The 14,882-nt window shown below is 41.4% G+C and carries 14 protein-coding genes; all 14 read left to right on the forward strand.

Annotated elements, in window-relative coordinates; genetic code table 11:
• Positions 1–235: 235 nt before the first annotated feature.
• The 14 genes from glpA (at position 236) to hypF (ending at position 14,881) form a co-directional block, all read left to right on the forward strand.
• Positions 236–1,843, forward strand: a complete 1,608-nt coding sequence (gene glpA / locus EDC37_RS06575; RefSeq protein WP_132549278.1) for an anaerobic glycerol-3-phosphate dehydrogenase subunit GlpA — start codon at positions 236–238, stop codon at positions 1,841–1,843.
• A complete protein-coding gene (gene glpB, locus EDC37_RS06580; RefSeq protein ID WP_132549281.1) occupies positions 1,840–3,105 on the forward strand; it encodes an anaerobic glycerol-3-phosphate dehydrogenase subunit GlpB in 1,266 nt (421 codons plus the stop codon). The genes glpA and glpB overlap by 4 nt, the downstream gene beginning before the upstream one ends.
• Positions 3,106–3,111: 6 nt before the next feature.
• Positions 3,112–4,326: an anaerobic glycerol-3-phosphate dehydrogenase subunit C gene (locus tag EDC37_RS06585; RefSeq protein WP_132549284.1), complete on the forward strand. Its 1,215-nt coding sequence runs from the start codon at positions 3,112–3,114 to the stop codon at positions 4,324–4,326.
• Positions 4,327–4,469: 143 nt separating this feature from the next.
• The gene (gene dhaK / locus EDC37_RS06590; RefSeq protein WP_132549287.1) at positions 4,470–5,465 is read left to right on the forward strand and encodes a dihydroxyacetone kinase subunit DhaK; all 996 of its coding nucleotides are present in this window, start codon (positions 4,470–4,472) and stop codon (positions 5,463–5,465) included.
• A gap of 164 nt (positions 5,466–5,629) precedes the next feature.
• Positions 5,630–6,256: a dihydroxyacetone kinase subunit DhaL gene (gene dhaL, locus EDC37_RS06595; protein WP_132549290.1), complete on the forward strand. Its 627-nt coding sequence runs from the start codon at positions 5,630–5,632 to the stop codon at positions 6,254–6,256.
• 3 nt (positions 6,257–6,259) lie between these two features.
• The gene (dhaM, locus tag EDC37_RS06600) at positions 6,260–6,652 is read left to right on the forward strand and encodes a dihydroxyacetone kinase phosphoryl donor subunit DhaM (protein ID WP_132549293.1); all 393 of its coding nucleotides are present in this window, start codon (positions 6,260–6,262) and stop codon (positions 6,650–6,652) included.
• Between the two features lie 354 nt (positions 6,653–7,006).
• Positions 7,007–8,131 carry a hydrogenase small subunit gene (locus EDC37_RS06605; protein ID WP_132549296.1) on the forward strand — a complete coding sequence of 375 codons (1,125 nt, stop codon included), beginning with the start codon at positions 7,007–7,009 and terminating at the stop codon, positions 8,129–8,131.
• Positions 8,132–8,139: 8 nt separating this feature from the next.
• On the forward strand, positions 8,140–10,035 hold the full coding sequence (locus EDC37_RS06610) for a nickel-dependent hydrogenase large subunit (protein ID WP_132549299.1): 1,896 nt from the start codon (positions 8,140–8,142) through the stop codon (positions 10,033–10,035).
• Positions 10,032–10,793 carry a Ni/Fe-hydrogenase, b-type cytochrome subunit gene (gene cybH, locus EDC37_RS06615; protein WP_231040075.1) on the forward strand — a complete coding sequence of 254 codons (762 nt, stop codon included), beginning with the start codon at positions 10,032–10,034 and terminating at the stop codon, positions 10,791–10,793. Before EDC37_RS06610 ends, cybH begins: the two co-directional genes overlap by 4 nt.
• 14 nt (positions 10,794–10,807) lie before the next feature.
• A complete protein-coding gene (locus EDC37_RS06620; protein ID WP_132549302.1) occupies positions 10,808–11,050 on the forward strand; it encodes a hypothetical protein in 243 nt (80 codons plus the stop codon).
• Between the two features lie 69 nt (positions 11,051–11,119).
• Positions 11,120–11,461: a hydrogenase maturation nickel metallochaperone HypA gene (gene hypA, locus EDC37_RS06625; protein ID WP_132549305.1), complete on the forward strand. Its 342-nt coding sequence runs from the start codon at positions 11,120–11,122 to the stop codon at positions 11,459–11,461.
• The gene (gene hypB / locus EDC37_RS06630) at positions 11,461–12,138 is read left to right on the forward strand and encodes a hydrogenase nickel incorporation protein HypB (protein ID WP_132549308.1); all 678 of its coding nucleotides are present in this window, start codon (positions 11,461–11,463) and stop codon (positions 12,136–12,138) included. The genes hypA and hypB overlap by 1 nt, the downstream gene beginning before the upstream one ends.
• Complete coding sequence (locus tag EDC37_RS06635; RefSeq protein WP_132549311.1) at positions 12,131–12,601, forward strand: HyaD/HybD family hydrogenase maturation endopeptidase; 471 nt, start codon at positions 12,131–12,133, stop codon at positions 12,599–12,601. Before hypB ends, EDC37_RS06635 begins: the two co-directional genes overlap by 8 nt.
• A 12-nt stretch (positions 12,602–12,613) precedes the next feature.
• Complete coding sequence (hypF, locus tag EDC37_RS06640; protein ID WP_132549314.1) at positions 12,614–14,881, forward strand: carbamoyltransferase HypF; 2,268 nt, start codon at positions 12,614–12,616, stop codon at positions 14,879–14,881.
• Position 14,882 lies beyond the last annotated feature (1 nt).

Below are 14,882 nucleotides of genomic sequence, written 5' to 3' on the forward strand. Positions count from 1 at the left end.
TATTTGTCAGGCGTACATGGGCACTATTTGAAAATAGATAGAACAAATAACGAAGGTTTATATATACAAAGGGATTACATTTATATAAGTTATATTTATGAAATGAAAGTGCCTGACAATTAAGTATTAAATTTAAATCCTAATGTAAAAGAATATGTATTGTTAAAAGAAGATTATTGAGTTATAATCTGAAATCTGACAATATATAAGTCTCGAGGGGGAAAAGGAAAGAGCTATGTTAAAAACAACAGTAGTAGTTATCGGCGGTGGTGCTACCGGCGTCGGTATTCTGCGTGACTTGTCAATGCGCGGAGTAGATGCGATTCTGGTAGAACGTGATGACCTTGGTTATTGGACCAGCTCAAGATTTCACGGATTGCTTCATAGCGGCGGCCGTTATGCTGTAAAAGATAAAGAGGCTGCGAAAGAATGTATTCAAGAAAATACTATTTTGCGCAGGATTGGGCGGCATTGTGTGGAAGCTACCGAAAGTCTTTTCGTACGTGCACCTGAAGATAGTGAAGAATTTGAACAAGAATGGGTAAAATCCTGTGGCGAATGTGGTATTTCAGCAATCCCTATTTCTATGGATGAAGCTTTTAAATTAGAACCTAATTTAAGCCGTAAGTTATTATCAGCGTATCGCTGTCCAGGGGCTGCCATTGATGGGTTCCGTTTATTGTGGCAGACTGTCGCTTCAGCAAATAAATACGGCGGCAAGGCAATGACTTATAAAGAAGTTACTGCTATCGAAACAGAAAATGGTACCGTTGTTGGCGTAAAGATTCGTGATAAATGGACAGGTGTGGAAGACAAAATTGCTTGTGATTTTGTTATTAGCGCAGCAGGTTCTTTTGCTGGAGAAGTTGCCCATATGGCAGGCCTTACTGTTAATGTAAAACCAAGTAAGGGGACATTGATAGCTTTCAATCATCGTATTTGCAACCGTGTAGTACATAGACTGCATAAATCATCTGATGCAGATATTTTTGTGCCGCATGGTTCAATAACAATATTGGGCACTACTTCTATTGATAGTGCACCTGATGATACAAGCACTGAAACTGCAGAAGTTAAGGCAATGTTGGAAATCGGCAAGATAACATTTGAAGAAATTTATGATTATCGCATCTTACGTGTTTTCGCGGGAACACGTCCTTTATATAGTGCTGATCCGAATGCGAAAGGCCGCAGTGCATCACGTGGATTCGTCGCACTTGATCATGCACATGACGGAATTAAACACTTTATGAGCGTCTGCGGTGGTAAATTTACAACCTACCGTTTGATGGCTGAAAAGGTTTGTAATATAGTTTGTGAACAGCTTGGTGTCAATGAAAAATGCCATACTGCGGAAGAAAATCTGGTGGATGACCCATCCCCTGAATTGATGAACAGAGCGAAGGCTGTGTTCCCAAGCTATGGGGCTGAACTGGCATCTTCACGTTTAGGCAATGAAAAACTGGAACGAGTTATCAAACATATTGAAACCGATCCGGAAATGAAAGAACTTGTCTGTGAATGCGAAAACGTTACTTTGGCGGAAATCGATGAAATAGCGGCTGAACCAACAAGCCATACTGTAAGTGACGTAAGACGGCGCACGCGCTTGGGCATGGGAACATGCCAGGGAACTTTTTGCGCTTACCGCAGTGTTGGGGCAATAAACAAAGAAAATATGCCGTGGGCTAAGGATTCAGTAGATTTGCTAAAAGACTTTTTAGAAACGCGTTGGAAGGGAATCCGTCCCGTATTGTGGGGCAACATGCTTCGGGATATTGAACTCACACGTGCAATTTACGATGCAGCCTTAAACTTGAGCGGGGTGGAAGATATAAAATGAAGAAATGTGATATTTTAATCATCGGCAATGGTGTCGCGGGTTTGTTTGCAGCCTGTGTTGCCGCTGACAGAGGGAAAAAAGTACAGATACTATCTTATGGTGCCGGTACATTGACAATAGGCGGGGGCATCATTGATGTCTTGGGATATGATGACCAGGGAAAATTCGTTAGTGATCCCCTAAAGGGAATGGAAAGCATGTCTCCAGAACATCCGTATGCAAAGACCGGCCCTAAAATAGCAAAAGAAGCAATTGACAGCTTTTTGAAAATAACAGAAGCAGAAGGTTATCCTTATTTAGGATCTGCTGATAAAAATATGTGGCTACCGACAGCTATGGGAAACTTTAAGCCGACTTGTTTGGTGCCACGTACTATGGATGCAAGTGCTTTGTTTAAAGCAAAAAATATCTTAGTAGTTGGTTTTGACACAATGAAGGATTTTTATGCTGAAATGGCAACCAGAAATTTACGTGAACGTTTTGGTGCTGATAAAAGTGTTGAAGAATTTGTTGTCAAGCTTAATTTTGAATATGGGCGTGATTTACGTGATATTTCTGCTATGGATGTGGCTAGATGGTTGGAAACAGATGAAGGCCACCAGGCTTTTGTCGCACAGGTTAAAAGCCATGTAAAAGCTGATACAGCAATTGTTTTACCGCCTGTTTTGGGATTGGAACCAAATTATGAAGTGCTTGATTCCCTGCAAAAAGAATTAGGGTGTCCGTTGGTGGAAATGTCATCTTTGCCACCGGCAGTGACAGGGACACGTTTGAACAAAATGCTCCATTCGTATGCAAAAAAACATGGTGTGCAGATAATTGAAAAGGCACGTGTTGTGGGTTCTGAAATCGTAGACGGGAAATGCCTTGCTGTCATAACAGAAGGTTTTGACCGCCAGAGAAAATTCTATGCAGATCAATTTATCCTTGCTACTGGCGGGGTTTATGGTGGTGGTATCACCACCCAGATCGGTACCATGACAGAACCTATTTTCAATATTTCTATAAAAGTTCCAGAAGTACAGACAGATTGGTCGTACAAGCAGTTATTTGCGGATAAAAAGCAAATTTTTGCCCAATATGGGGTCAAGGTTGACGAAAACCTGACACCGGTTGCGGCAGACGGCAGTAAGCCTGCTTCCAATGTAAAAGTTGCGGGCAGAAGTCTGGCAGGATATGATTTTTGTTATGAAAAGTCAGGCAATGGCGTGGCTTTAATTACAGCTTATAAGGCAGCTGCCGCATTTTGTGGGGAGGCATAAAAAAGAATGGCAATAAATAAGCAACATGCGATAGATCCTGATAAATGTACCGCTTGTACTATATGTGTCACTGCATGTCCAGTTACTGCAGCGACAAGAAAATTTCGTGGACCGAAAATGACTGGCCCAGCACTTACTCGTTTAAGAAAATTGGTTTCTGATGATGACCCGATGCTGGATTATTGTTCTAATTGTAAGACGTGTGATTTGGTTTGCCCATCAGGGGTGCCTATTTCTACACTGAATATGATAGCCAAAAATGAATATTATAAAACGCATCCGCGAAAATCAAAAGCTGATGATATGCTTGCACATAGTGAAAAGATGGGAAAACTCATAACGTCATTACCGCTTGGTTCGACTTTTGCCAATATGGGAATGTCAATTGGTAAAGCTTTTAATGTTATGGGTGCTATGGGGATTGCGCAAAGCGCAAAGATGCCGGCTTATGCCAGCGAATCATTCATTAGCAAGTTTAAGAAAATAAAGCAGAATCCATATCTGCGTAAAGTAGTCTTTTTCTCAGGCTGCTATATTAATTACAATCAACCTGAAGTTGGTGTAGACCTCGTTAAGGTATATCAGAAAAACAAAATAGAAGTTGCTATTGATGAAAATTTTGTTTGCTGTGGTTCACCAATGGTGGCCGGTGGATATATTGATGACGCACGGGTTAATGCAGCGAAGAATGCAGCATTGCTGAAGAGCTGGGTAGACAGGGGTTATGATATAGTTACCGCATGTACAAGCTGTGGGCTTATGCTCAAACAGGAATATCAGGAACTGTTTGATTTTGCAGGAATGGCAGAATATGCGGCACATATGTATGATTCCATAGAATATCTGGCAAAATTAAATGATGCTGGTGAATTTGATACAAATTTTGTAAATGATAATACGAAATATATTTATCATGCACCGTGCCATTTGAAGGTACAGGCTATTGGCCGGCCTTCCATGGAACTATTGCCTTTGATTCCGGGAATTGATATTGAAGAAGCAGATGCAGGTTGCTGCGGTATTTCGGGCAGTTATGGTTTTAAGGCAGACAAGCACGAAATAGCGATGAAAGTCGGCTCTAAGTTATTCAATAGAATAAAGAATTCCCATGCGGAATTAGGGGTTTGTGAATGTGGTACCTGCCGCCTGCAGATGGAAAACGGCAGCGGTGTAAAGGCAATCCATCCACTTACCGTTTTGCGTAAAGCATACGGATTATAAGTAAATGGGATTTTGTGATAAAACGGCATTTTGATCTTAAATGCCGTTTTTCTTTTATAGTTATATAGTATGATTTTGATAGAAGTTTGACAGGCTTTATAGTATAATTATCATAAGTTATAAATAATAAAGGAGAAAATTATATGAAAAAAATTATTAATAATCCGGATAATGTCGTAGAAGAAATGTTAAATGGGATGACAGCATCCCAGCCGCAGTATTTAAAGAGATTGAAGGGCTTTGATGTCATTGTCAGAGCAAATAAAAAGACGGATAAGGTTGCACTGGTCAGCGGCGGTGGCAGCGGACATGAACCAGCCCATGCTGGTTATGTAGGCCGTGGAATGCTTGATGCCGCAGTAGCTGGACCTGTTTTCACTTCGCCTACGCCTGATCAAATTTATGAAGCCGTAAAGGAAGTTAATACCGGTAAAGGTGTGCTGCTGATAATAAAGAATTACAGTGGTGATGTTATGAATTTTGAAATGGCAGCTGAAATGGCAGCGGCAGATGGCATTGAAGTGGAAAAAGTAGTAACAAATGATGATGTTGCTGTAGAAAACAGCACTTGGACAATAGGCCGCCGTGGTATAGCCGGCACTGTCCTTGTCCATAAGATTGCCGGAGCTAAAGCAGAAACAGGAGCAGCACTCGCTGATGTAAAGAAGGCAGCAGAAAAAGTAATTGCCAATGTACGTTCGATGGGAATGGCTTTGTCACCGTGTACTGTACCAGCAGCGGGAAAACCAAGCTTTACATTGCCCGATAATCAGATGGAAATCGGTATAGGGATACATGGTGAACCAGGTACCCATCGCGAAGCTATTCGGAGTGCTGATGAAATCGCACAACAGCTTGTCGATAAAATTTTAGCTGAAAATATTTACAACAGCGGTGATGAAGTTGCTGTTATAATCAACGGCTTGGGAGCAACACCGTTGATGGAACTTTATATACTCAGTCACAAAGTACAGGCTATTTTGAAAGAAAAAGGCTTAAAGATGGTTAAAACATATGTAGGTAATTATATGACCTCTTTAGAAATGGCAGGCTGTTCAGTAACACTTCTAAAGCTTGATGATGAACTGAAAGAACTTTTACTGGCACCGGCTGATACGCCAGCGCTTGTCCAGTTTTAAGCAGTAAAATTGTGTGGTAGGAAGGTTACTTATCTAGGGACATATATTTATATAAGATAAGTAGCCTTCTGCCAAATCCATCGACTAGAAGATGGCAGTAATAATATGCCGTTATTTAGATTTTGCTTGATAAAAATTAGTGCAACGAAGGGAACGGATTATTAATGACTGTAAAAGATGCTATAAAAGAAGTTGGCCAGGCTGTTATTAAAGATAAAGTATTTTTGACAGATCTTGACCAGGCAATCGGCGATGGTGACCATGGTATCAATATGGCACGCGGTTTTGAAAGTGTATTGCCTAAAATAGCAGCGCTTGCCGATGATAATGATGTGGCGGCTGCTTTGAAGGCCGTAGGTATGGGACTTATCTCAAGCGTAGGTGGAGCGGCTGGTCCATTGTACGGCACAGCTTTTCTACGGGCGGCAGGGGCATGTAAAGGAAAAACGGCTATTGATGCTGCTACAGCTAAAGCGATGCTTGATGCGGCAATAAAAGGTATCCAAGATCGGGGCAAAGCACAGCAGGGTGAAAAGACGATGCTTGATGCGTTGATACCGGCGTCAGATGCATTTGCCGATGGAATAAAGGCAGGAAAAAACGCTGTTGAATGTTTAGGTGATGCTGTACAGGCAGCTGAAAAAGGCGTTGAATATACAAAAAAAATTAGTGCGACAAAAGGAAGAGCAAGCTATTTGGGGGAACGCAGTATCGGTCATCAAGACCCAGGCGCTACATCTTCTACAATTATGCTGACAGCACTTTATAAATATTTGAAGCAAGAGAGGTAAAAAATGGTAGGTATTGTTATAGTTTCGCATAGTAGTAAAATTGCCGAAGGGGTAAAAGAGGTAGCTTTACAGATGGCGAAAAACCATCCTGTATATACTGCTGGTGGAACCGCGGACGGCGGGATAGGAACAGATCCAGTGCGCATTCAAGAAGCTATAGAAGCAGCCAATACTGGAGATGGTGTGGTCGTTTTGGCGGATTTGGGCAGTGCCGTCATGAGTGTGGGACTGGCAAAAGAAATGATTGATCCTGCTTTGGCAAAATCGGTGAAGCTGGCTAACGCACCGCTGGTTGAAGGAGCTATTGCGGCTACTGTTGAAGCTTCTATGGGCAGCCCATTGGCAAAAGTACTGCAAACTGCGCATGATGCCCGCAATATGGATAAAGTTGAATAATATTTTATTAATGCTGAAATAAGTATCCAAGCTGCCAGAAGCAGTGAGGGTACTTATTTTTTTATATTTTAATAAATGGGTAGTTAAGGCTTTTTTTTCAAAGCATATGCGGATATAATATAGGTAATATTAAAATGAGGTATTTTTTAGTAAATATAGACATTTATTGATATATATGTTGCTTTAAATTTTCAAGAATATTTTCAATAATATGCTAAGCAAAAAAATATTTTGTATATAGATAATAAATACTATTTCTCCTTCTTGACGAACAAAATAAATAGGGCTTATAATAGGCCTAGAATATACAGTTATCAATATTATAATATATGATAAAATTGTGGGAGGGTCATTATGGAAGGATACGATTCTATTTGGGACATGTATAAGAAGAAAGGCATAAGTCGGCGTAGTTTTATTAAAACTTGTACAGCAATGACCGCACTGTTGGGATTGGCTCCGGCAATGCTGCCAGAAGTTGTCAAAGCCGCAGAAAAAAGATTACCTGTAGTTATTTGGCTGCATGGCCATGAATGCACAGGTTGCAGTGAAGCCTTTTTGCGTTCAGGTGCACCGCTGACATCTGATGTTGTCCTCAATATGATTGCGTTGGAATATGATGATACGCTGGGAGCTGCTTCTGGGGAACCCTTTGAAAATCATTTACAGGAAATTATGAAAACTTATAAGGGGCAGTACATTTTAGCCGTTGAAGGAGCCGCACCACCTGATCCCAAAGGTGGTTTTTGTATGGTCGGTGGCCGGTCATTTGTTGAAGAAGTCAAAGAAGCGGCTGCTGGAGCGGCTGCTATTATCGCCTATGGGAGTTGTGCTGCATGGGGCGGTATACAGGCGGCGCGCCCTAATCCGACGCAGGCGGTATCACTGAATGAAATTATTGATAATAAACATATTGTAAATGTACCGGGTTGTCCTCCTATTCCTGAAGTAATGACGGGTGTTATTGCCCATTATGCAATGTTTGGTAATTTACCACCGCTTGACAATAGAAATTGTCCTAAGCAGTTCTTTGGTAATCGTATACATGATACATGTTATCGTCGGCCGTTTTTTGATGCGGGTATGTTTGCTAATGATTTCAATGATGCTGGTGCTAGGGCTGGTTGGTGTCTTTATAAACTTGGCTGCCGGGGACCAGAAACATATGCGTCTTGCGGTAATATGCGTTGGTGGAATGGATTGTCTTATCCTATTCAATCTGGTCATGGCTGCATTGGCTGCACAAGTAAGAATTTCTGGGATAATGATCCTTTTTATACAAGACTGCCTGAAGTCGCAGGACTTGGGCTTGGCAATATAGATAAAATAGGTGCTGTCGCAACAGGGGCTTTGGCTGTTGGCATAACAGCGCATTTGGCCACATCAGCTGTCCAGAAAAGAAGACGCGATCAAAAGGAATTAGAAGATGAAAAGAAAGCTGCAGAAGAAGCTGAAAGAATGAGTAGAGGAAAGGATTGAGTTTTTTTATGAAAAGAGTTGTGGTAGATCCAGTTACTCGAATAGAGGGGCATTTGCGTTTAGAGGTTGAAGTCGATGAAGCTTCAGGGAAAGTCAATGACGCACTTTCCAGTGGAACAGCATGGAGAGGTATTGAAACAATAGTAAAAAATCGTGATCCGCGCGATGTATGGGCTTTTGTACAGCGTATCTGCGGGGTGTGTACCAGTGTCCATGCATTAGCTGCAGTCCGTGCTGTCGAAGATGCACTTGGTATAAGAATACCTAAGAATGCACATTATATTCGTAACATCATGGCGGGAACAATAACAGCACATGACCATATAGTACATTTTTATCATCTGCATGCTTTAGACTGGGTAAGCCCTGTTGAAGCATTGAAAGCAGACCCTAAAGCAACAGCGGCTTTACAGGAAACTGTTTTGGACACATATACTATACCGGTTGAAGATACTGGTAAGTTTGATTTCAGTGCATATCCAAAGTATTTTCCTAAGGCTACAACGGCTTATTATAAAGAAATTCAAGGTAAAATAAAACAACTTGTTGACAGTAACCAGCTAGGAATATTTGCGGCTAACTGGTGGGATCATCCTGCATACCAAGTATTGCCACCGGAAGTACATTTGATGGCTGTAGCGCATTATTTGGAAATGCTTGATAAGCAGCGTGAAATAGTAATTCCCCATGTTATATTTGGCGGCAAGAATCCGCATCCCCATTATGTGGTTGGTGGCATGTCCTGCGCTATCTCCATGAATGACATGAATGCACCAGTTAACAGCCAGCGGCTGGCCGCAGTGGAAACGGCAATTTCTCTGACTGAAGCTGTAGTTAATTATTTTTATGTGCCTGATGCGTTGGCTATTGCGCATATCCATGCACAAAAAGGCAGTGCTATAGATGGTGGCGGTCTGGCAGGTGTACGTGTAATGGGATTTGGCTCGTATCCTGATGAACCTTTTGCTGGACATGCTGACTTTGCTTCTGCAGCGCTTGTACGCTGTGATGGTGTAGTAGAAAATTTTGCGCAAGGACTCAATAATGCCCGCTATACGGCATTGACAGGTAAAGATCTTGAAGACAGCGCAGTTATAACAGAAAATGCCAAGCATTCTTGGTATGAAAATGATGATGCGCTTCATCCGTGGGATGGGGAAACTAATCCTAATTATACGGGTGACAAAAATGGCAATAAAGATAGATGGGAAACCCTTGATAAGGATAATAAATATTCTTGGGTAAAAACACCGAGATGGCGTGGTAAGGTTTGCGAAGTAGGACCTTTAGCACGGTATATTGTCGTTTATACTAAAATAAAAAAAGGCATTGTCGCACCGACCTGGGCAGAACAAATGATGGTTAACCAGATTGACCATGTATCTAAGCTGCTCAATCTGCCACCGGAAAAATGGCTGCCATCAACAGCCGGCCGTACTTTAGCCCGTGCCCTTGATGCCCAAGTGGCAGCGAAAATGGAAAAATATTTCTTTGAAAAATTAGTGGAAAATATAGGTACTGGCGATACTAATATTGCTAATACGCTTAAATGGGAACCGTCTTCATGGACTGACGGCGAAATAAAAGGCGTTGGCCTTTATGAAGCACCTCGTGGCTCTTTATCACATTGGATAGTGATTCAGAACAAAAAGGTAAAAAATTATCAGGCTGTAGTACCGACAACATGGAATGCTTGCCCACATGATGATGAAGCGGGAAATGGGGCATATGAAATGTCTATGATGGATACGCATGTGGCGGTACCTGATAAACCGTTAGAGATTGTGAGAGCCATTCGTTCCTTCGATCCATGCCTTGCTTGTGCGGCGCATGTATATGATAGTAAGAAGAAAACCCTTAGTATAGTTAGTACCGATCCATATATAGGGAGTGGTAAAGTATGACGGTCAAGGAAAGCCAGTTTATCGAAATATCTATGGACAGTGGCAAGGAAATGCATTTAACAAGGTACTATATTTTTAGTCCTTTCCTGCGCATTTTCCACTGGTTGATGGTTGTTTCCATAATAGTTTTGTTTGCCAGCGGTATAGTTATAATGACACCTATGTCTATGGGAGAAGGACAGTATGTAGTACTGAATAATTGGCATTTGTCAGTTGATTGGATAAGGAATCTTCATTTCGTGGCAGGTTTTGTGTTGACTGCATCATTCTTATTTAGAATATATGGTTATATAATAAATAAAGGGGACAGACTTTTACCTAATATCTTTCGGATGAAGTTCTGGGATGATCTGGTAGAAGTAATGATGCATTATTGCCTGCTCAAATATTCGCATAAGCAATTTTTGCGCAACCCGATGGCGCGCATGTCTTATGTGGCAATTTATGGTCTGATCGTAGTTGAAATGTTGACAGGTTTTGCAATGTATTTTCAGGTGAACCCAAACGGTGTGGGCAGTTTTCTCTTTGGTTGGCTTGTCATTCCGTATGGAGAAATGTTCCTTCATGTCGTTCACCATATTGTGGCATGGTGTATTTTCCTTTTTGCTGCTATTCATGTATATATGGTAGTACGTGCCGACTTTATGGAACGTGAAGGTGAAATATCCAGTATGATTTCAGGAACGAAGGTATTGGCTCATTTACCGGATGACATAAATGATATAAGGGATAAACGCGGTAGAATTATTAAAGGATAAGGGGATGTTTTTATATGTGTTCAACATGCGGTTGCACGGGACATGGACAGGGAACGCAGATTCAATTTTTTGTTACTGGTTATGATGAAAAAAATTCTAAAGAAGTAGAAGAAAAACTCTTGGGTTTACCTGGCGTATTGTATGTACATATCCATACGCATGACGGAGAAACAACGATAAATTATAATCCCGCCAAAACACGTTTAAGTGAATTGACAGCTGTTTTTGAACAGAGGGGTCTGCAAGCAGCTATTTAAGTGAATAATAAGAATAAAAGCTGCTGCAGTATGGGATTGCAGCAGCTTTTTTGATTGCAGGAGTGGCTTATGCACGAAATGGCAATGGCACAAGGCGTAATGGAGATCGTAGAGGATTACGCACAAAAAAGTAAGGCAAAAAAAGTTTGCACTGTGGCTCTTTTAATTGGTGAAATGACAGGGGTAGTTCCTGAATCGTTGGAATTTTGTTTTAAAGCCGTGGCCAAAGGTACTGTTGCTGAGGATGCCAAAATAAAACTTACAAATGTGCCGTTGATGGGACATTGTAATAATTGTGGCAATGAATGGCATATTGAAAATTATAACTTTTTTTGTCCGCAGTGCAGCAGTGCTAAAGTGGATATAATTTCAGGCAGGGAACTACGTGTTGAGTATTTGGAGGTAGATTGATGGAAGTTCAAGTAATGGAAGATATTTTGGGGAGCAATGACAAACAGGCTGCCGAAAATAAAAAAATTTTTGATAAATACGGGATTTTGGCACTTAATCTGATCGGCTCACCAGGAGCAGGTAAAACTTCGTTGCTGGAAAAAACCATAGGTTCATTAAAAGGTTGCATGCGTTTAGCAGTGATAGAAGGGGATTTATTCACGAGTAAGGATGCTGACCGTATAGCAGATAAGGATATCCCTGTCATTCAAATAAATACAAGCGGTGGCTGCCATCTGGATGCAATGATGGTGCAAAAAGTCCTTAACAAATTGGATTTAGCAAATTTGGATCTTATTATTATAGAAAATGTAGGAAATCTTGTGTGTCCCGCGGAATTTAATATTGGAGAAGATGCCAAGGCTGTAGTTTTGAGTATTACCGAAGGCGATGATAAACCGCTTAAATATCCGTTGATATTTAAAGAGGCTGCTGTGGCAGTACTCAATAAGATAGATATACTGCCTTTTACTAATTTTGATATGGCAAATGCCAAACATGATATGAATTGCCTGAACCCCGGAATCAGTATAATCGAAGCCTCCTGCCGTACCGGTGACGGGCTTGAAACATGGTGCAACTGGCTTAAAAATACCGTCCAGATAAAAAAAGAACGGATGAAAAAAACTAATGGGTAATATAACTGTTTTAGGTGTAGGCAATATTCTCATGCAGGATGACGGTTTCGGCGTTAGGCTTGTCGAAAGATTGCAGAAAATGAATTGGCCGGCCAATGTGAAGCTCCTTGATGGAGGGACACTGGGCATGATTCTTTTGCCGTATTTAGAAGGAACGGAGAAACTGCTTGTACTTGATGCTATAAACGCTGAAGGAGAAGCAGGAGACTTTTTCTGTTTTACGGGAAATGAAGTAAATGCTTATTTTTCCGCTAAAATATCTGTACATGATTTGGGAATAAACGATCTGCTAGCGGCTTTGACGATAACCAATGAACCAATCAAAGAAACCGTAGTCATGGGCGTTAAGCCTGCTGTTGTTGAATTGGGAACAGAAATGACGGAAACGGTGGAGAATAAAATGGACGAGACTTTGGACAAGGTTCTTGCCCAATTGAAAAAATGGGACACAGCGCCCCTTTGACGGTGAAATATTATGAAAAGATTAGCAGTACGGATCAAAGGTATCGTGCAGGGAGTGGGTTTTCGGCCCTTTGTCTATCGCTTGGCACGGCAAAATTCCCTTACCGGTTTTGTTTTCAATGATGATGAAGGCGTTTTGCTGGAAATACAGGGAGAGCAGGATTCCCTTGCTAAAATGACGGCAGCACTTCGCACTGAGGCACCGCCGGCAGCTTCTGTTACGGAAGTAATTGTGCAGGCAAAAAAAGTTTTAACAGCAGATAAAATTTTTACAATAAAAAAAAGTCCACCTGCTATAGCCAGAAAGACATTTATATCTCCTGACCTGGCTATATGTCCTGACTGCCATCGGGAGATGATGGATAAGCATGACCGCAGATATCATTATCCGTTTATTAATTGCACTAATTGCGGTCCGCGTTTTTCTATAGTGGAGGATGTTCCCTACGACAGACAAAATACCACAATGAAAAAATTTTCAATGTGCAGTAAGTGTCAAAAGGAATACACTGATCCGCAGGACAGGCGTTTCCATGCCCAGCCAAATGCTTGTGCCGAATGTGGCCCGCATTATACTTTATTGGACAATAAGGGATGTTTGCTGGAGGATGACAGTGAAAAGATACTGGTTTTAGCACACAAGGCTATAAAACAAGGGAAAATAATTGCGCTGAAAGGGATCGGCGGCTATCATCTTGTCTGTGATGCATATTCTGACGGCGCCGTAATGGCACTGCGCAATAGAAAAAAACGTTTTGCCAAAGCTTTAGCAGTAATGGCAGGTTCTATAGAGGCGATAAAGAAGATATGTAAAGTCAGCGCTGAAGAAGAAATGCTGCTCAAAAGTCCGTCGGCACCTATTGTATTACTAAATAAGAATGAGGATTGCCAGCTGTCTGTAAATGTGGCTCCAGACAGTGACTGCATAGGTGTCATGCTGCCATATGCACCAATACATTGCTTGCTTTTTCATAGTGATGATGTTTTTGTGATGACCAGCGCCAATATGAGTGAGGAACCTATTGCTTATGACGATGCAGATGCACAAAAACGACTTACGAATATTGCTGATTATTTTTTGGTGCATGACCGCCGTATCAATATGCGTGTGGATGATTCTGTTATGCGGGTATTCAGGAAAGTACCTTGTTATATCAGGCGCAGCAGAGGTTTTGCCCCGGCACCGCTCCCCTTTGTTGCCAATAAGAAGAATTTGGCCATTTTTGCCGCCGGCAGTCAGCTCAAAAATACTTTTTGCCTGACTAAAGATGATAAAGCTTTTATGAGTCAGCATATCGGGGATTTAGCAAATAAAGCTGCCTATGATTCCTATAAAAAAGCGATTGAACATTATCAAAGGATTTTTGACATACAACCACAATTAGCTGTCTGTGATTTGCATCCTGAATATTTTTCCACCAAATATGCTTTGGCAACGGGATTGCCGGTTATTAAAGTGCAGCATCATCATGCGCACATTGCTTCTGTTTTGGCGGAAAATAATATTAGCGAAAAAGTGATTGGTATTGCGCTTGACGGTACAGGCTATGGTGCTGATGGGCATTTATGGGGCGGCGAATTTTTATTATGTGACTGTACTTCTTATGAACGGATGGCACATTTTGCTTATTTGCCTTTACCGGGAGCTTCCGCAGGAATAAAGGAACCATGGCGCATGGCGGCTTATATAATGCATTTGCTTTATGGTGGGCAAATGCGTAAAATGGAATGTGATTTATGGAAAATAATACCGGGTAACTGGCCTTTGGCAGTGCAGATAGCGGAAGCAGGCCTAAATTCACCGCTTACTTCGAGTGCTGGCAGGCTTTTTGATGCGGCAGCAGCGGTTTTGGGAATAAGGGGAAAGATAAATTATGAAGGACAAGCTGCTGTTGAACTTGAGCAAGTAGCCGCTTCGGGACAAGGAAAAATTCTGCCTTACGAAATACAGCAACGGCAGGGAATGCGATCGATAAATTTTTTACCGATGTTTAAAAGCCTGATCGAAAATAATGATACATTAGCCGACAAGGCAGCGTCTTTTCATCTGACAATAGCTGCTGCTGTTGTGCAGACAGCACAGCTGCTAAGCAGGCAGACAGGTGTCAAAAAGATTGTATTGTCCGGTGGTGTTTTCCAAAATTTAATTTTATTAAAAAATGTTTTGACTATGCTGGAAGGTGGATTTTCCGTTTATATAAATAGAAAAGTACCAGTGAATGATGGCGGTTTGGCATTTGGCCAGGCTGCAGTAGCATGTGCGCTCATAAATGAAAAATAGA

It is taken from the genome of Pectinatus cerevisiiphilus (assembly GCF_004341685.1).
In the GTDB taxonomy this organism is placed as follows: Bacteria; Bacillota; Negativicutes; order Selenomonadales; family Selenomonadaceae; genus Pectinatus; species Pectinatus cerevisiiphilus.

What these genes read in the sequence shown, in the direction of transcription:
- glpA (WP_132549278.1), top strand. Translation starts at nt 236, where the DNA reads ATGTTAAAAACAACAGTAGTAGTTATCGGCGGTGGTGCTACCGGCGTC.
- glpB (WP_132549281.1), top strand. Translation starts at nt 1,840, where the DNA reads ATGAAGAAATGTGATATTTTAATCATCGGCAATGGTGTCGCGGGTTTG.
- EDC37_RS06585 (WP_132549284.1), top strand. Translation starts at nt 3,112, where the DNA reads ATGGCAATAAATAAGCAACATGCGATAGATCCTGATAAATGTACCGCT.
- dhaK (WP_132549287.1), top strand. Translation starts at nt 4,470, where the DNA reads ATGAAAAAAATTATTAATAATCCGGATAATGTCGTAGAAGAAATGTTA.
- dhaL (WP_132549290.1), top strand. Translation starts at nt 5,630, where the DNA reads ATGACTGTAAAAGATGCTATAAAAGAAGTTGGCCAGGCTGTTATTAAA.
- dhaM (WP_132549293.1), top strand. Translation starts at nt 6,260, where the DNA reads ATGGTAGGTATTGTTATAGTTTCGCATAGTAGTAAAATTGCCGAAGGG.
- EDC37_RS06605 (WP_132549296.1), top strand. Translation starts at nt 7,007, where the DNA reads ATGGAAGGATACGATTCTATTTGGGACATGTATAAGAAGAAAGGCATA.
- EDC37_RS06610 (WP_132549299.1), top strand. Translation starts at nt 8,140, where the DNA reads ATGAAAAGAGTTGTGGTAGATCCAGTTACTCGAATAGAGGGGCATTTG.
- cybH (WP_231040075.1), top strand. Translation starts at nt 10,032, where the DNA reads ATGACGGTCAAGGAAAGCCAGTTTATCGAAATATCTATGGACAGTGGC.
- EDC37_RS06620 (WP_132549302.1), top strand. Translation starts at nt 10,808, where the DNA reads ATGTGTTCAACATGCGGTTGCACGGGACATGGACAGGGAACGCAGATT.
- hypA (WP_132549305.1), top strand. Translation starts at nt 11,120, where the DNA reads ATGCACGAAATGGCAATGGCACAAGGCGTAATGGAGATCGTAGAGGAT.
- hypB (WP_132549308.1), top strand. Translation starts at nt 11,461, where the DNA reads ATGGAAGTTCAAGTAATGGAAGATATTTTGGGGAGCAATGACAAACAG.
- EDC37_RS06635 (WP_132549311.1), top strand. Translation starts at nt 12,131, where the DNA reads ATGGGTAATATAACTGTTTTAGGTGTAGGCAATATTCTCATGCAGGAT.
- hypF (WP_132549314.1), top strand. Translation starts at nt 12,614, where the DNA reads ATGAAAAGATTAGCAGTACGGATCAAAGGTATCGTGCAGGGAGTGGGT.